Origin of the sequence: Salegentibacter maritimus, assembly GCF_016236975.1 — a bacterium.
Classification (GTDB): domain Bacteria; phylum Bacteroidota; class Bacteroidia; order Flavobacteriales; family Flavobacteriaceae; genus Salegentibacter; species Salegentibacter maritimus.
In genome coordinates, this window is record NZ_JAEHNY010000012.1 from 87,213 (window position 1) to 103,477 (window position 16,265).

The window sequence follows — 16,265 nt, forward strand, 5'->3', positions numbered from 1 at the left end:
TGTTATTTTAATCCTCCTAAAGTTACCCAAAGAAATTTTATTAACAAACCTTTTTTTCTGTAATTTTAAGGAAAACCCAATTATGTCTTCAGAAGAATTATTATATATCCTTGCTTTGCAACATATTCCAAATCTGGGAGATACAACTGCTAAGAAACTAATTGGGCATTTTGGAACTGCTAAAAATGTTTTAAAACAGAGAAAACAAAATTTATTAAAAATTGATGGTATTGGTGCCTACCGTTTAAGTGGGTTTTTTGATGTTGCTCACCTAAAAGCAGCCGAAGAAGAGCTTAAATTCATTGAAAAGAACAATATAAAAACACTTTATTTTAAAGACAGCGATTATCCAGACAAATTAAAACACTGTATAGATGGCCCGGTGTTATTATTTCAAAGAGGAAATATAAACCTTAATAATCAAAAGATTATTAGTGTAGTAGGAACCCGAAAAATCACTCAAAGTGGCGTTGCATTTTGTGAAAAATTTATCGAAGAACTAAGTCCATTAAATCCTATAATTGTTTCAGGTTTTGCTTACGGGGTAGATATTACAGCGCATAAAGCGGCCGTAGCCAATAGGCTTCAAAATATTGGGTGTTTGGCGCATGGTTTAAATCAAATTTATCCCAAAGTGCATCAAAAATACGTGAGTTCGGTAGAAGAAAATGGAGGCTTTTTTACCGATTTTTGGAGCAGCGACGATTTCGACAGAAATAATTTTTTAAAGCGCAACCGGATAATCGCCGGCCTAAGTGAGGCTACCGTGGTGATAGAAAGTGCCGAAAAAGGCGGTTCGCTGGTTACTGCAGATATTGCGAACTCTTATAACCGGGAAGTATTTGCGGTGCCGGGCCGGCCGGCCGATAAATTTAGCAAGGGTTGTAATAACCTTATAAAATCTCAAAAAGCACATTTGTTGAACAGTGCAGCCGATTTGATTTACATGCTTAATTGGAAGCCGGAAGAAGCAATAAAACCGGTGCAAAAACAGATGTTTGTAGAACTTGATGCCGAGGAGAATAATATATTGGATTTTTTGCAAAAAGAAGGGAAAGCCCAGTTAGATAGCATAGCTTTAAACTGTAACTTTCCCTCTTATAAAGCTGCGGGTATTTTAATTAACATGGAATTAAAAGGCGTTGTACGCCCATTACCCGGTAAATTATTTGAATTAATCTAGTAGCCTACTTTGTTTCTTACCCTATGTAATACTTCATTAGCTACATTTCTGGCTTTTTCGGCACCTACTTCCAGGGCTTTGTCTATTTCTTCCAGATTGTTCATGTAATATTCATACTTTTTACGTGGAGTTTCAAATTGCTCTAAAAGTAGTTCGTATAAAGCTTGTTTAGCGTGGCCATAGCCAAATCCGCCGGCTTCATATTTTTTACGCATTTCGGTAACCTGTTCTTCGCTGGCTACTAATTTATAAAGTGTAAAAACATTACAGGTATCGGGGTTTTTAGGTTCCTCTAGAGCAGTGCTATCGGTAGCAATGGCCATAATTTGTTTCCTTAGCTTTTTATCGTTTACAAATAGATTTATGGTATTACCTTTAGATTTGCTCATCTTGGCACCATCGGTACCCGGTACATATTTTGTGCTTTCCTGAACTTTTGCCTCGGGAATTATAAAAGCTTCTCCCATTTTAGCGTGAAAACGAGAGGCCACGTCACGTGTAATTTCTAAATGTTGAAGCTGGTCTTTTCCTACGGGCACAATTTCGGCATCATAAAGTAATATATCGGCCGCCATTAGCATAGGGTAGGTGAAAAGTCCCGCGTTTACATCTTCCAGCCTATCGGCCTTATCTTTAAAAGAATGTGCCAGAGTTAAACGCTGGTAGGGAAAAAAACAACTTAAATACCAGGAAAGCTCTGCAGTTTGCGGAATATCGCTTTGGCGATAAAAAACTGTTTTTTCAATATCTATACCACAAGCCAGCCAGGTTGCCGCCACAGAGTAGGTGTTGTTTCTTAAAGTTTCGGCATCTTTTATTTGGGTTAGCGAATGCATATCTGCAATAAATATAAAAGAATCGTTATCGGGTTTATTGGCCATTTCTATAGCCGGTAAAATTGCACCCAATAAATTTCCCAAGTGTGGAGTTCCTGTGCTTTGTACTCCTGTAAGAATTCTGGACATCTGCTTTTTGGTTTTTGTGCAAAGGTACTTTTTTTACCGAATTCGTTCGGTTCATTTTAGTACTTTTGGCTGCTATGAGCATTATGCGATCTATACTTATTATTTTATGGCGAATTTGGTTTTATATATTACTTGTAATACCAATTTTGCTAATGTTACCGGTACTTTTGGTGTTTTCTTCGGCTGAGCGATTTTACCCAAAATTTTATTTTTGTGCCCGTATTTGGGCAAAATGTATCTTATACGGAATGGGTTTTTATCCTGAAGTTGAAAGAATGCAGCAACTTGACCCCGGTAAAAATTACATGTTAGTGGCCAATCATACTTCTATGATAGATATTATGATGATGCTCGTGATTATTAAACAGCCCTTCATTTTTGTTGGAAAGAGGGAACTTGCTAAAATTCCTATTTTTGGTTTTTTCTACCGAAAAACCAATATCACCGTAGATAGAAGTTGTGCTAAAAGTAAGCAAGATGTAGTAACCGAAGCGCGCCGAAGATTAGATATGGGAGAGAGCATTTGTATTTTTCCCGAAGGCGGTGTGCCAGACGATATGTCTTTGGTTTTGGATTCCTTTAAAGATGGTGCTTTTAGATTGGCTATAGCCCATAAAATTCCTATAGTGCCCATTACTTTTTATGACAATAAAAAAAGGTTTTCCTATAAGTTCATTTCGGGAGGGCCGGGTAAGCTACGGGTGAAAATCCATAAGTTTATAAGCACCAAAACAATGCAAACCGGCAATAGAAAGATATTGAGGGAACAGACGAGACAAATTATTTTAGACGAGCTTAAAAGAAATTAAAAAGAGGGAATAAGCTTTTAAAAGTCTTCCATTTAAATTTTTAGAAGGATCTTAAATGCAATAGTTACCCTGCCTAAAAGCTAAAACTAACACCCGAATAAACACCAAAATAAAAGGGTTTTACGCCCGGTGCATCATCAAAAGTTTCTAGCTGATATTTAAATATAGGCTCTACATTCAACTTAAAATTGTCAAAAAGTTTATAATCCAGCCCCACACCTATATTTGTACTAAAGCTCACTTTGTTAATATTCTTAGCTTCTCCAAGCCTTGTATTTTGGTTATTGGCATTTACCTGTATACTATTTTCATCTAGAAATAAGCTACTTCCACCGGCAATTATATTAAGTCCTACCTTTTTATCCAGTAAGTTGTATTCTATTTCCAGAGGCACTTCAATAAAACCAAACTGTTGGTTGAGTTCTCCTGGGAAAGATCGACTTAAAGGAGCTAAATCAAATTGACTTTCTGAATTTGGTGAATTTGGCGATCCGCTATGTATACTATTTAATTGAGGATTGTTTTTTTTGTGATCATTAATAATACTTATAGAGCTTGCCGCAACTCCCGGAGAGAATACAATATCTTCAATATTGTAGCTCATGCTAACTTTTGAAATTCCGCTCCTTATCTTTATCTTATCTGAAATAGCGTAGGCCAGGTTCATTCCATAGGCCATACTCACTTCAGAATTGGTTTTGTTTCCTGCAAATTCTGGATCTATCGCGCTGCCACTACCAATATTATCGTAAAAAACCGGGGCTGCGAAAGTGCTTAAACGAAGTTTCTTTTTTGAGACGGTCGCAATACGCTCTTCGTCTTCTTCAAGCCTTTTTTCTTTTTCCAATTCAGCTAACGCGTTTGGTTCATCAGGAGAAAACTCCCTATTTTTCCCGCTATTGTTTTCAGCAATGGCTTCTGCAATATTTTTGTCATCCTGTTTTTCCGGGTTGAATGGGTTGACCTTATTTTTTGGGGCTTTTGAAGATGATTCACTTTCTTCGGCTATGGCTGTTTTATTGTTTTTTTCTTCTGAAGTATTGATTGCAGGTTCTCTATTTTCTTCAGAAGGATAGGTTTTGTCACTGCTGTGGCTTTTTTTAGTATTAGCAGCAATTGCAGTGTTGCTTTGGGCAATGTTTTGGTTAACTCTAGTTGAAGTAGATGATTTCTCCAGGTTATTTAAAAGTTCTGAAGCTATAGTAAAACTGGTATTAGTGTTTATGTCTGGAAAGTTAATATTGGGCTTTGCTTTTTCTTCTATTTCAAAGACTACCCGGGTTTGGGTAAAATTATTTTGGCTAAAGAAGTATCCGCTTAGCATAAGCGCTAAAATTGCGGCAACGCCACCAATTTTCATCCATAAAGGGATTATAAATGGTCTTTTCTCATCTTTTTCATTTAATTTTCCGGCAATAGAATTCCATAATTCAGGTTTGGGCTCAGGGTTATAATCCCTAAACTTTTCCTGGTATAGCCGGTCTATATTTTTTCTTTCTTTCATAGCGAGTGCACCTTATTGCCGTCTAGATGATTTTCTATTTTTTCTTTTAAAATATTCCTGGCACGGGCAAGGTTAGATTTTGAGCTGCCAACGCTAATGCCAAGCATGTCTGCAATTTCTTTATGTGAAAACCCGTCTAAAGCATACAGGTTAAAAATTTGCCGATACCGTGTAGGAAGTTCCTGAATTTTCTCTAAAAGAAAATCTGTGCTAATTTCTTCATTATCGACCTCTATTTCAGGGTCTTCCAGTAAGTTTTCATTAATAATCTCGAAATACCTATTTTTTCTGTGTTGCTGTAGGCTGGTATTTATTACAATGCGTTTCATCCAGCCCTCGAAAGAACCTTTGTCTTTATACTGCCCTATTTTGTTAAAAATTGTAATAAAGCCGTCCTGCAGGCTGTCTTCGGCCTGTTCATAGCTGTTAGAATATTTAAGGCACAGGCCAAAAAGTTTTCCGGCGTACATGCGGTAAAGCTTTTCCTGTGCCTTAATATCCTTTTTTTTACACTTATTTATGAGTTTTTTTAAACTCACTAACTTAACTATTTGTTATGCGTTAGTATTTTCTTCTGGTGTTTCCGGCTCTGGTTCTCCTACCGGTACATCTATTGTTATGTATTCTGGCTTGTCGTCACTGTCAAAACCTGATAGGAAATTGAAACGGTAAGTAGTGTAATCTTCTGATCTTACTCTAAAGTCTTTAGCAAGTTGAGAGGTTCTGGATAAACTATCGTTTTCTACCGTACACTCTGTAAGGGCAGGATCGTATGAAGATATAACTGTGATGTTGTATTCATAAATAGAGTCATTTTCTTCATTTCTCCCCTGGCTGGAATCAAACGTCACAAACTTATGGCAGGCTGAATTTAAAGTGTAATCTGCATTAATCTCGTAAGTTTCATCCTTTTCAAAATACTCGGGTAAATCTGCATCAGTGATTAGGGCAACATCATAAGCAATACTTGGGCCATCGTCTGTATTACAACTTACCAACACCAATGCACTCACAAATAATAAAATTAATCTTTTCATTTTAATAATTTTGATTTTAAATTGTTTTATTGTCTTATAGATGCTTAGCACCTTAAAAGGTTGCGTTTTGAAATAAAAAAAATCCCTGTAAAAAGGGATTTTTTTGACTTTGCTATTGTTTTAACAAACACCTATGCTTCTTTAGCAATTTTAATGGCGTTTTTTATCTTTTCCTCCAATTCTTCCATAAGATCAGGATTGTCTTTTAATAGGGTCTTTACCGCATCACGTCCCTGCCCTAATTTAGTGTCTTCATAACTAAACCAGGAACCACTTTTCTTTACGATCTCGTAATCTACACCAATGTCTATAATCTCTCCAATTTTAGAAATTCCTTCGCCATACATAATGTCAAACTCTGCCGTTTTAAAAGGTGGGGCAACTTTGTTTTTTACCACTTTTACACGGGTTTTGTTCCCCAAAACATTGCTACTACTGTCTTTTATTTGGGTAGAACGCCTTATATCTAAACGTACCGAAGCATAGAATTTTAGGGCATTACCACCGGTGGTGGTTTCTGGATTGCCAAACATAACCCCAATTTTTTCCCTTAGCTGGTTAATAAAGATTACCGTACAATTGGTTTTGCTAATTGAGGAAGTTAGTTTTCTAAGTGCCTGAGACATTAAACGTGCGTGCAAGCCCATTTTAGAATCGCCCATTTCCCCTTCAATCTCACTTTTTGGAGTAAGTGCTGCAACCGAGTCTACCACAATAATATCTATGGCACCAGATCGAATTAAATTATCGGCAATTTCTAAGGCCTGTTCTCCGTTATCGGGTTGAGAGATAATTAAGTTTTCTATATCTACTCCAAGTTTTTCTGCATAAAAACGATCAAAAGCATGTTCAGCATCAATAAAGGCGGCAATGCCTCCTTTTTGTTGAGCTTCAGCTATAGCGTGTAAAGTTAAGGTTGTTTTACCCGAAGATTCCGGCCCGTATATTTCAATAACCCTTCCGCGTGGATATCCTCCAATGCCCATGGCTAAATCTAAGCCCAAAGAACCGGTAGAAATTGCATCTATATCTACTACGGCCTGGTCGCTCATCTTCATTACCGTACCCTTTCCGTAGGTTTTGTCCATTTTATCCAGGGTAAGCTTTAATGCTTTTAATTTTGCTTCTTTTTCTTTATCGTTGCTCATAGTTTGAATAATCTGTTTAGAGAGTTGCTAAATTACTATAAGTTTTGTTGCATCACAATTTTATATACATGGCTTTTGAATATTTACTTTTTCCTCCCAGACTTACATGAAAAAATAGTGTTTTTTGGTTTAGGTTTTTTTGGCTATATCAGGGATTTTAAAAATAAAATATATTTTTGAAGGTTTAACGATGCAAAAACGGGTATAAAAGTTTTAAAATTGAATTATTAACAAAGAAAACTTTAGCAATAGATTTTTGTGCATTTTTTCATCCTTAATTTTTAAACGTATCTTTGCAAAAAATTTCTTTAACCTTAACTAATTAGTATAGCATGCAACTGTACAATAAATTAAGTGCTAAAGAGAGAGAAACACTTATAGACGAAGCAGGTGAAGACCGTTTAACGCTCTCTTTTTATGCCTATGCCAAGATTGGTAATCCGCATTTATTTAGAAACCATCTTTTTATTGCCTGGGACAACATGGATGTACTGGGGAGAATTTATGTTGCCCACGAGGGGATTAACGCTCAACTTTCTGTTCCGGCAAAACGTTTTGAAGAATTTAAAGAGTTTATAGACAATATTTATTTTCTTGAAGGCGTGAGGCTTAATATCGCAATAGAACACGATGCTAAGGCCTTTTTAAAACTAAAGGTAAAGGTGCGTAAAAAGATTGTGGCCGACGGTTTAAATGATAGCACCTTTGATGTAACCAACAAAGGAGTACACGTAGATGCCTTAAAGTTCAACGAGCTTATTAGCGATCCTAATACGGTGTTGGTAGATATGCGAAACCATTACGAAAGTGAAATTGGTCATTTTCAGGGGGCCATCACTCCAGATGTAGACACTTTTAGGGATTCTTTGCCAATTATAGAAGATGACCTCAAGGAGTATAAGGAGGATAAAAACCTGGTGATGTATTGTACCGGGGGTATTAGGTGTGAAAAAGCCAGTGCCTATTATAAACATAAGGGCTTTAAAAATGTATATCAATTGGAAGGTGGTATTATTGAATATGCCCGCCAGGTTGAAAAGCAAAAACTGGAGAATAAATTTATTGGTAAGAATTTTGTTTTTGATCATCGCCGGGCCGAGCAAATTTCAGGAGAGGTCATTGCAAATTGTCACCAATGCGGAAAGGCTTGCGATACGCACGTAAATTGTGCCAATGAAGCTTGCCATTTACTGTTTATTCAGTGTGAGGAATGTGCCAAAAAAATGAATAATTGTTGCTCTACCAGCTGTATGGAAATTGCAGCTTTGCCTTACGAAGAGCAAAAAGCACTTAGAAAAGGTAAGGGAAATAGCAATAAAATATTTAAAAAAGGGCGTTCTAAAGTTTTAAAATATAAAAGTTAAGAAAGCGTTCTAAAAAGAGAGTGCCAATTAATATTGGTATATTTACTCGATAATCGAAATTTAATTGTTTAGAGGATTGCTTCTATTCAAGTGTAAACTTTCGGTTTATAACTCTTGGGATTGTCCCGGGGTTCTTTTTTTAGAAACTCAATATAAACCCAAAAGTCTGCAAATTAATTTTGTAAGGCTTCCAACATATAAACTATTTATGGCTTGTAGCAGTTGCTCAACCAAAGACGGTCAGCCAAAAGGATGTAAAAATAATGGTACCTGTGGAACAGATTCCTGTAATAAACTTTCTGTATTCGATTGGCTTTCAAATATGTCTATGCCCAATGGCGTAGAAGCTTTTAATTGCGTGGAAGTGCGCTTTAAAAACGGAAGAAAACACTTTTTTAAAAATACCGAAAACCTAAGCCTTAGTATGGGAGATGTAGTAGCCACAGAAGCTTCTCCCGGCCATGATGTAGGTATGGTAAGCCTTACCGGAGAACTGGTTAGGGTGCAAATGAAGAAGAAAAAAGTAAAACCCGATAGTGAAGAAGTTTTAAAGATTTACCGAAAAGCTACTCAAAAAGACATAGATGTTTGGGAAGAAGTACGCGAAAGGGAAGAACCCATTAAGAAACGTGCCCGGGAAATTGCCATTAGGCTTAATCTAAGTATGAAGATTAGCGATGTTGAATTTCAGGGAGATGCTTCAAAAGCTACTTTTTATTATACGGCCGATGATCGTGTAGATTTCCGTCAGTTAATCAAGGAATTTGCCAGGGAATTCAATACACGTATTGAAATGCGTCAAATTGGTTTAAGGCAGGAAGCGGCCCGTTTGGGTGGAATTGGTTCCTGCGGGCGAGAGCTATGCTGTTCTACCTGGCTAACAGATTTTAGATCGGTAAGTACCTCGGCGGCAAGATACCAACAATTATCATTAAATCCGCAGAAATTAGCGGGACAATGCGGTAAGTTAAAGTGTTGCCTTAACTACGAGCTCGACTCTTACCTGGAAGCTTTAAAAACATTTCCAAGAACCGATACGAAGCTATTTACTAAAAAAGGAACTGCAGTTTGCCAGAAAATAGATATTTTTCAGGGGGTACTTTGGTATGCTTATGAAGGCGAATGGATGAACTGGCATAAATTAACTGCAGAGCAGGCCAATAAAATAATTGCTGCAAACCGAAAGAAAGAAGATGTTGGTAGCCTTGAGGAATTTGAAGTACAGCTTCAAATGGAAGAAAAACCAGATTTTAATAATGTTGTTGGCCAGGACAGTTTAACAAGATTTGATAAACCCAAAGGACAGCAAAAAAGGAACAAGTCAAAAAAACGAAGAAAACGTAAAGGAAAACCTTCTAAGAATGCGTAATGCCTGTATATTTTTAATTTTTTTGGGTGCTTTTGCCTTGTTTACTTCCTGTGATAAAAAACGGGTTTACGACGAATATCAGCCTATAACCGGAGGTTGGGAAAAAGATTCTAGCCTTGTTTTTAACCTGGGAGAATTAGACTCGTTACAAACTTATAACCTGTTTATAAACCTTAGGAATAATAAAGATTATAAATACAGCAATTTATTTTTGATTACCGAAATGCGTTTTCCGCAAGGAAAGGTAGTTACCGATACTTTAGAATATGAAATGGCAGCGCCAGATGGAACCTGGCTTGGTACGGGTTTTGGTGATGTAAAAGAAAGCAAACTCTGGTATAAAGAGAATGTAAGTTTTACCGAACCCGGAGAATATAAAATTGCCATTAAACAGGCAATGCGTAAAAACGACGAGGTAGAGGGAATAGAAAATTTAGAAGGAATTACCCACGTAGGTTTCAGGATTGAAAAAGACCTGCAATAATATTTTATATACATGGCCGCAACAAAAAAGAAACAGCAAAAGACCAAAACCAGTAAAAGGCCTTATATTATTGGATTTTGGACTCTTTTTGGAATAGGATTTTTAGCTGTAGTTTTAATTTTTTTAATGGCAGGTTGGGGTGCTTTTGGCAAGATGCCCAATTTTGAAGAGCTGGAGAACCCTGAAACTAATCTCGCTACCGAAATTTTCTCTTCAGATGGGGAAACCCTGGGGAAGTATTATAGCGAAAACCGTACGCCAATAAAATATGAAGACCTTCCAGATCATTTAGTGGAAGCCCTTGTTGCCACAGAAGACGAGCGTTTTTATAAACATGCTGGGATAGATGCCAAAGGAACTATACGGGCCGCAGTCTACCTGGGTACCCGTGGAGGTGCCAGTACCATTACGCAACAGCTTTCTAAATTATTATTTACCGAACAGGTTTCAAATAACCCTTTTGCCAGGATTTTACAAAAAGTAAAAGAATGGATAATCGCTACCCGATTAGAGCGCCAGTACACAAAAGAGGAAATTATTACCATGTATTTTAATAAATACGATTTTGTGTATCAGGCTGTTGGGATTCGTTCGGCTTCAAAAATTTACTTTGGTAAAGAAGCTAAAAATCTTAACATAGAAGAATCAGCGGTATTGGTAGCAATGTTAAAGAATGCTGCTTTATACAATCCTGTACGTAGGCCCGAACTGGTAAAACAGCGTCGTAATCAGGTTTTTGTTCAAATGTATAAAAATGGTTATTTGTCTGAGCAAGAAAAAGATTCACTTCAAAAATTACCCTTAAACCTTGATTTTTCCCCTGAGGGCCACGATGAAGGGATGGCAACCTATTTTCGTGTATACCTACAAGGCTTTATGAAAGACTGGATAGAAAAAAATCCAAAACCCGATGATACCGAATATAGCCTGTATCGCGATGGTTTAAAAATTTATACCAGTATAGATTCTAAGATGCAGCAGTATGCCGAAACTGCAGTAGAAAGACATATTTCACATTTGCAGAAGGAATTTGACAGGCAAAATGAGAAAAACAGGACCGCACCTTTTAGAGATTTAAATCAGGAGCAAATTAATAATATTGTTAAAAGTGCTATGCGACGTTCTGTGAGATGGCGCGAAATGAAAGAGCAGGGTAAATCTGAGGAGACCATCCTGGCTTCTTTTGATAAAGAAACCAAAATGCGTGTCTTTTCCTGGGATGGGATAAAAGATACGATTATGACTCCTAAAGATTCTATTTTTTATTATAAAGGCTTTTTACAGGCAGGTTTAATGTCTATGACACCGCAAACAGGGGAAGTAAAAGCCTGGGTTGGAGGTACTAACTTTAAACATTTTAAATACGACCATGTTAAACAAGGTAAGCGTCAGGTAGGCTCTACCTTTAAGCCTTTTGTGTATGCCACGGCAATAGACCAGCTAAAGCTTTCTCCCTGTGATATAATGCCTAAAAACAGGTTTACTATCGAAGCCGGTAAATATGGAAATGCTAAAGATTGGTCTCCTTCAAATGCGAATGGAAAATACGAGGGAATGATTAGTTTAAAGAATGCCCTTGCACAATCTGTGAATACGGTAACCGCCCGGCTTATAGATAGGACCGGACCAGGACCGGTAATAGATTTGATTAAAAAATTAGGCGTAGATACTGAAAACTTTTCTGAAGGTCCGGCAATTGCTTTGGGTACCGAAGACATGAGTCTTTTTGAAATGGTATCGGCATATAGCACTTTTGTAAATGAAGGGGTGTATGTGAAACCGGTTATTGTAAACCGAATTGAAGATAAAAACGGAACGGTACTTTATCAACATGTTCCAGAAACCCGCGATGTGCTTAATAAAGAAGCGGCTTATGTAACGGTGAATATTTTAGAAGGAGTTACACAGTACGGTTCAGGGGTTCGTTTACGTGGTACCTATGCCAAAGATTTTGCTCATTACAAACGCGGTGTTACCGGGTATCCATATGATTTTAAAAACCCTATAGCAGGTAAAACCGGGACCACGCAAAACCAAAGTGATGGCTGGTTTATGGGTATGGTGCCTAATTTAGTGACCGGAGTTTGGGTGGGTGCTGAAGATAGAGCAGTTCATTTTCCTAGTTTAACCTATGGGCAGGGTGCTACTATGGCATTACCAATTTGGGGGATGTATATGAAAGATCTTTATGCCGATGAGGAACTTGATGTATCAAAAGGTAATTTTCCAAAGCCCGATAATCTGTCTATACAGGTAGATTGTGAAGAATATAATGAGGAAAACCAATCTGAAACCGATAGTATCCCAGATGAACTTGATTTTTAAATCCTTTAGAGGTTTTAATTTTACTTGATTTATCTAACATTTTAAGAAGTATTTTTCGATACATAACACGTGGTATTCCTTCAGGAGTTTTTGATTATTTATCAAAAATTAAGCGTTATTTATTAGAAAAATATAATCTACAAGCTTAAAAGCATTGTAACAGCATTTTTATTTTCGTATTTTTCGGTAAAATTAAATACCGATGATTAAAAAAACTGTAGCAAATGTAAAAGATGCTTTGCAGGGAGTAGAAGATGGTATGACGTTTATGCTGGGAGGTTTTGGCCTTAGCGGTATTCCTGAAAATGCCATTTCAGAATTAGTACGTCTTAATGTAAAAAATCTTACCTGTATTTCTAATAATGCCGGGGTAGATGACTTTGGCCTTGGGCTTTTACTTCAAAAGAAACAAATAGATAAAATGATTTCTTCCTATGTGGGAGAAAACGATGAGTTTGAGCGCCAAATGCTTAGCGAAGAATTGGAAGTAGAACTTATTCCACAGGGAACATTGGCCGCACGCTGCCAGGCTGCACAACAGGGCTTTCCCGCCATATATACACCCGCAGGTTACGGTACCGAGGTTTCGCAGTTTAAAGAAACCCGCGAATTTGATGGGAAAATGTATGTTTTGGAAAGAGCCTTTAAAGCCGATTTTGCCTTTGTAAAAGCCTGGAAAGGTGATAAAGCCGGGAACCTTATTTTTAAAGGAACCGCACGAAACTTCAATCCTCTAATGTGTGGTGCTGCAAAAATTACGGTTGCCGAGGTAGAAGAATTGGTAGAGCCGGGAGAATTAGATCCAAATCAAATTCATATTCCGGGCATTTTTGTACAACGTATTTTTGAAGGAAAAAATTACGAAAAGCGAATAGAGAAGAGAACGGTGAGAAAAGTGAGTTAAGGGTTAAGGGGTAAAAGTGATTAGTTTTAGGCTTACATTAAGAAACTAATTCTAATTTGAAGCATATCTGTGCACTCTAATTATTAGACCATTAACAAATAACTAATTAACGAATAACTAGTAAAGGATGTTAGACAAAGAAGGAATAGCAAAACGCATAGCCAAAGAGGTAAAAGATGGGTATTATGTGAATTTAGGAATTGGAATTCCTACCCTGGTAGCCAATTTTGTACGCGATGATATAGAAGTAGAGTTTCAAAGTGAAAACGGAATTTTGGGAATGGGCCCTTTTCCTATAGAAGGTGAAGAAGATGCCGATTTGATTAATGCCGGAAAACAAACCATAACAGCCCTTCCCGGAGCAAGTTTTTTCGACTCTGCGATGAGTTTTGGGATGATAAGAGGGCAGCACGTAGATCTAACAATTTTGGGAGCTATGGAAGTGGCCGAAAATGGCGATATTGCCAACTGGAAAATTCCGGGGAAAATGGTAAAAGGCATGGGAGGTGCTATGGATCTTGTTGCCAGTGCCGAAAATATTATCGTGGCAATGATGCATACCAATAAAGCCGGCGCTTCAAAATTGCTTAAAAAATGTAGCCTGCCTTTAACAGGTGTTGCCTGTGTTACAAAAATTGTGACTAATCTTGCGGTTATTGAAGTTACCAAAGATGGCTTTAAGCTCCTGGAGCGAGCTCCCGGAGTAAGTGTAGAAGAAATTAAAAAGGCTACCGAAGGAAAGTTGCTTGTAGAAGGCGATATTCCTGAAATGGAAATATAAGTAACACCTGTTTTGGAATGTTTAGAATTAAATCTTCCAAAACAGGTGCTAAGTTATTTACGCATCTAAAAAAGAGGTAGACGTTTCTTTTATATTAACAAGAAAATCTATGGCCTCGTCTCTGGCAATAATTTCTCCGCGTGAATTGGCTTGAGAAAAATATTTGTACCAGCCAACACGATCTAAATTTTCCTCCAACATTTTCACTTCCTCCTTAGAAGGCATTTTCCAAACCGTGATATACCTGTAATCACTTCGGTAGGGAGTATGTTCATCATTTCGCGCCCATCCCATATTCTCTACGCCACGGGATTTCATTTCTTTAATGCGATCTTCCATATTTGTGAATACCTTACGGCGTTCTTCTACAGTGAGTTTTAACCATCTGCGGGTAACGTTCCACATTTCAATATACAAATACATATCTCTAGGTTTTATTGGTTGTACTTAAAGTTAGGAAATATTTGATGGATAATCCTTTAGCTTAGGTTAAAATACTATAGAATATGATTAAACTCATACTTCAAAAAATTATGAAACACTTATAACTTCTGAAGCCTGTAATAAATTTTCCTGGCGCAGCTTTAAAATAACCTGGGCAATAGCAAGTACATCTTTCTCACAATAATCGACAATACGAGCTATATCTTTTTCAATGTAAAATACATCCCTTACATCGCTACCCGAAATATCATCTTTTGGAGAAGGTATTTTTAATACATTGGTCAATAATTTTAGGGAAGTATAATGTTTATAATCTCCAAACTTCCAGAGTTCTAAAGTATCTAGATGTGGTACTTCCCAGGGCTTTTTTCCGAATAAATTAAGTTTTGTGGGTAGTGGCAGGTTATGAATTAGCATTCTACGCGCAATAAATGGAAAATCGAATTCTTTCCCATTGTGGGCACAAAGTAGGTGCTGAGGTTTTGAAAAATGCTCTTCTAATAATAACGAAAACTCTTGTAGTAAGTCTCTTTCTTCCCCTTTAAAAGTGGTAAGCCTAAAGGATCTGTTTTTATTTTTAAAATTAAAAAAGCCTACCGAAATACAAACAATTTTTCCAAATTCTGCCCAAATCCCGGCGCGGTCATAAAACTGCTTTGCAGTAAAATCATCTTTGCGTTGGTATTGGGTTTTTGATTCCCAGAGCAATTTTTTTTCTTCATCAAGATCGTTGAAATTTTCAAATTCGGGGACCGTCTCAATATCAAGAAAAAGAATATGCTCCAGTTTAATTTTTTGCAGCATGGTTTAGCATTTTATAAGTCTCATCAATATACTTATAGAAATCGGGTGCGTGCTCTTCATTTTCTTCTTTTTTAATCAGGTTTTCCCCCAATCTTACAATAATCAAATCATCTTCAGGTATTACAATAACATACTGCCCGCGAATACCACGCATATAAAAAATATCTTTGTTTTTATAATCGCTAAGCCAAAAACCATAACCATATTGCGGGCTATCTTTAAAACGGGGTTTAATAGATTTCTCTACAAAGTCAGGATCCAGAAGCTGTTCTTCGTTCCACATACCCTGGTTTTTATAAAGTTTCCCAAAACGTGCAAAATCCCTGGCATTGGAAGCTATACAGCAATAGGCTTTCTCCATCCCGCTCTCCTCGCTGTCTAATTGCCATAAAGCATCTTGTTGCATTTGCATGGGCTTCCAAAAACTATCGCTTAAATATTGTGAAAGTTTTTCTCCAGTGGCTTTTTCTATGAGCATACCCAGTAAAATAGTGTTTCCGCTAAGGTATTTAAAGCTTTCTCCGGGAGTTTCTGTTACTTCAAGGCGTAATACCAGTTCGCGAATATTTTCATCAAAATAGGCGCGGGCAGTCATCCCAAAGGGATTGTAATAATTTTCGTTCCAATTTAAGCCTGAAGACATGGAGGCCAAATCACCTGCTTTTAGCTTAGGTGTAAACTGTGGAAAGAAGTCGGCTACCGGTTGCTCCAAACTTTTTATATACCCGTCTTTAATGGCTTTTCCCAGTAATGCAGCAACAATGCTTTTGGCCATAGAAAACGAATTGGTTTTAGAACCTGGCCCATATTCCTGAAAGTATTTTTCGAACCAAATGCTGTCGTTTTTTATAATTAGGAATGCAGCGGTTCCCAGCTCTTCGTTTAGCTCGGCAAGATTTTCTGTAGGGGTAACCGAGTTATAATTTGGGTGTTCTGGCCAGGTGTTTTTTTGTGAACCGGCTTCAATAAGCCTGTTTTCAAAATGTGGATAATCATCTATAAAAGCTGTATTATGGCCTTGAAAATAGGTGGTTTGAATGCCGCGGAAAATATAACCAAAATCGAATATAATAAGAATTACGATGGCTATTGAAAGGGTGAGAATTACCGAACCAATAATTTTTAAAAATCTAATCATAGGATT

General features: G+C 37.2%; 16 protein-coding genes. 8 read left to right on the plus strand and 8 right to left on the minus strand.

Annotated elements, in window-relative coordinates; all coding sequences use genetic code 11:
- The first annotated feature begins 82 nt into the window (after nucleotides 1-82).
- On the plus strand, nucleotides 83-1,183 hold the full coding sequence (gene dprA / locus I6U50_RS13055) for a DNA-processing protein DprA (RefSeq protein ID WP_198639154.1): 1,101 nt from the start codon (nucleotides 83-85) through the stop codon (nucleotides 1,181-1,183).
- Here the strand turns inward: dprA and trpS are convergent.
- Nucleotides 1,180-2,148: a tryptophan--tRNA ligase gene (trpS, locus tag I6U50_RS13060; RefSeq protein WP_198639155.1), complete on the minus strand. Its 969-nt coding sequence runs from the start codon at nucleotides 2,146-2,148 to the stop codon at nucleotides 1,180-1,182. The genes dprA and trpS overlap by 4 nt on opposite strands.
- Nucleotides 2,149-2,300: 152 nt before the next feature.
- Between trpS and I6U50_RS13065 the strand changes: the two genes are divergently transcribed.
- Nucleotides 2,301-2,957, plus strand: a complete 657-nt coding sequence (locus tag I6U50_RS13065) for a lysophospholipid acyltransferase family protein (RefSeq protein ID WP_317192032.1) — start codon at nucleotides 2,301-2,303, stop codon at nucleotides 2,955-2,957.
- Between the two features lie 73 nt (nucleotides 2,958-3,030).
- Here the strand turns inward: I6U50_RS13065 and I6U50_RS13070 are convergent, their stop codons facing one another.
- From I6U50_RS13070 to recA, 4 genes are all read right to left on the minus strand, one after another.
- On the minus strand, nucleotides 3,031-4,461 hold the full coding sequence (locus I6U50_RS13070; RefSeq protein ID WP_198639157.1) for a hypothetical protein: 1,431 nt from the start codon (nucleotides 4,459-4,461) through the stop codon (nucleotides 3,031-3,033).
- A complete protein-coding gene (locus I6U50_RS13075; RefSeq protein ID WP_198639158.1) occupies nucleotides 4,458-5,000 on the minus strand; it encodes an RNA polymerase sigma factor in 543 nt (180 codons plus the stop codon). The genes I6U50_RS13070 and I6U50_RS13075 overlap by 4 nt, the downstream gene beginning before the upstream one ends.
- A 15-nt stretch (nucleotides 5,001-5,015) precedes the next feature.
- Nucleotides 5,016-5,498, minus strand: a complete 483-nt coding sequence (locus I6U50_RS13080; RefSeq protein WP_198639159.1) for a hypothetical protein — start codon at nucleotides 5,496-5,498, stop codon at nucleotides 5,016-5,018.
- A 131-nt stretch (nucleotides 5,499-5,629) separates the two neighbouring features.
- Nucleotides 5,630-6,646, minus strand: coding sequence for a recombinase RecA (recA, locus tag I6U50_RS13085; protein WP_193712102.1), 1,017 nt, complete (start codon nucleotides 6,644-6,646; stop codon nucleotides 5,630-5,632).
- Between the two features lie 332 nt (nucleotides 6,647-6,978).
- Between recA and trhO the strand changes: the two genes are divergently transcribed.
- The 6 genes from trhO (at nucleotide 6,979) to I6U50_RS13115 (ending at nucleotide 13,873) form a co-directional block, all read left to right on the plus strand.
- Nucleotides 6,979-8,010: an oxygen-dependent tRNA uridine(34) hydroxylase TrhO gene (gene trhO / locus I6U50_RS13090; RefSeq protein ID WP_198627903.1), complete on the plus strand. Its 1,032-nt coding sequence runs from the start codon at nucleotides 6,979-6,981 to the stop codon at nucleotides 8,008-8,010.
- A gap of 208 nt (nucleotides 8,011-8,218) precedes the next feature.
- On the plus strand, nucleotides 8,219-9,379 hold the full coding sequence (locus tag I6U50_RS13095) for a PSP1 domain-containing protein (RefSeq protein WP_193712100.1): 1,161 nt from the start codon (nucleotides 8,219-8,221) through the stop codon (nucleotides 9,377-9,379).
- Complete coding sequence (locus I6U50_RS13100; protein ID WP_198639160.1) at nucleotides 9,372-9,863, plus strand: gliding motility lipoprotein GldH; 492 nt, start codon at nucleotides 9,372-9,374, stop codon at nucleotides 9,861-9,863. Before I6U50_RS13095 ends, I6U50_RS13100 begins: the two co-directional genes overlap by 8 nt.
- A 12-nt stretch (nucleotides 9,864-9,875) precedes the next feature.
- On the plus strand, nucleotides 9,876-12,188 hold the full coding sequence (locus I6U50_RS13105) for a penicillin-binding protein 1A (RefSeq protein ID WP_198639161.1): 2,313 nt from the start codon (nucleotides 9,876-9,878) through the stop codon (nucleotides 12,186-12,188).
- A gap of 202 nt (nucleotides 12,189-12,390) precedes the next feature.
- A complete protein-coding gene (locus I6U50_RS13110; RefSeq protein ID WP_198639162.1) occupies nucleotides 12,391-13,092 on the plus strand; it encodes a CoA transferase subunit A in 702 nt (233 codons plus the stop codon).
- Between the two features lie 127 nt (nucleotides 13,093-13,219).
- A complete protein-coding gene (locus I6U50_RS13115) occupies nucleotides 13,220-13,873 on the plus strand; it encodes a CoA transferase subunit B (protein WP_198639163.1) in 654 nt (217 codons plus the stop codon).
- A gap of 57 nt (nucleotides 13,874-13,930) precedes the next feature.
- Here the strand turns inward: I6U50_RS13115 and I6U50_RS13120 are convergent, their stop codons facing one another.
- The 3 genes from I6U50_RS13120 to I6U50_RS13130 form a co-directional block, all read right to left on the minus strand.
- Nucleotides 13,931-14,296 (minus strand): DUF6616 family protein, encoded by a 366-nt coding sequence (locus tag I6U50_RS13120; protein ID WP_198639164.1) that lies wholly within the window; start codon nucleotides 14,294-14,296, stop codon nucleotides 13,931-13,933.
- 108 nt (nucleotides 14,297-14,404) lie between these two features.
- Nucleotides 14,405-15,121, minus strand: coding sequence for a 3'-5' exonuclease (locus I6U50_RS13125; RefSeq protein WP_198639165.1), 717 nt, complete (start codon nucleotides 15,119-15,121; stop codon nucleotides 14,405-14,407).
- Complete coding sequence (locus tag I6U50_RS13130) at nucleotides 15,105-16,259, minus strand: serine hydrolase domain-containing protein (RefSeq protein ID WP_198639166.1); 1,155 nt, start codon at nucleotides 16,257-16,259, stop codon at nucleotides 15,105-15,107. The genes I6U50_RS13125 and I6U50_RS13130 overlap by 17 nt, the downstream gene beginning before the upstream one ends.
- Nucleotides 16,260-16,265: the final 6 nt, after the last annotated feature.

Bases quoted from the DNA above. Each gene is read 5' to 3' on its own strand.
- I6U50_RS13080 (WP_198639159.1), bottom strand. From the start codon at position 5,498: ATGAAAAGATTAATTTTATTATTTGTGAGTGCATTGGTGTTGGTAAGT.
- I6U50_RS13065 (WP_317192032.1), top strand. From the start codon at position 2,301: ATGTTACCGGTACTTTTGGTGTTTTCTTCGGCTGAGCGATTTTACCCA.
- recA (WP_193712102.1), bottom strand. From the start codon at position 6,646: ATGAGCAACGATAAAGAAAAAGAAGCAAAATTAAAAGCATTAAAGCTT.
- dprA (WP_198639154.1), top strand. From the start codon at position 83: ATGTCTTCAGAAGAATTATTATATATCCTTGCTTTGCAACATATTCCA.
- I6U50_RS13115 (WP_198639163.1), top strand. From the start codon at position 13,220: ATGTTAGACAAAGAAGGAATAGCAAAACGCATAGCCAAAGAGGTAAAA.
- I6U50_RS13100 (WP_198639160.1), top strand. From the start codon at position 9,372: ATGCGTAATGCCTGTATATTTTTAATTTTTTTGGGTGCTTTTGCCTTG.
- trhO (WP_198627903.1), top strand. From the start codon at position 6,979: ATGCAACTGTACAATAAATTAAGTGCTAAAGAGAGAGAAACACTTATA.
- trpS (WP_198639155.1), bottom strand. From the start codon at position 2,148: ATGTCCAGAATTCTTACAGGAGTACAAAGCACAGGAACTCCACACTTG.
- I6U50_RS13120 (WP_198639164.1), bottom strand. From the start codon at position 14,296: ATGTATTTGTATATTGAAATGTGGAACGTTACCCGCAGATGGTTAAAA.
- I6U50_RS13095 (WP_193712100.1), top strand. From the start codon at position 8,219: ATGGCTTGTAGCAGTTGCTCAACCAAAGACGGTCAGCCAAAAGGATGT.
- I6U50_RS13105 (WP_198639161.1), top strand. From the start codon at position 9,876: ATGGCCGCAACAAAAAAGAAACAGCAAAAGACCAAAACCAGTAAAAGG.
- I6U50_RS13110 (WP_198639162.1), top strand. From the start codon at position 12,391: ATGATTAAAAAAACTGTAGCAAATGTAAAAGATGCTTTGCAGGGAGTA.
- I6U50_RS13125 (WP_198639165.1), bottom strand. From the start codon at position 15,121: ATGCTGCAAAAAATTAAACTGGAGCATATTCTTTTTCTTGATATTGAG.
- I6U50_RS13070 (WP_198639157.1), bottom strand. From the start codon at position 4,461: ATGAAAGAAAGAAAAAATATAGACCGGCTATACCAGGAAAAGTTTAGG.
- I6U50_RS13130 (WP_198639166.1), bottom strand. From the start codon at position 16,259: ATGATTAGATTTTTAAAAATTATTGGTTCGGTAATTCTCACCCTTTCA.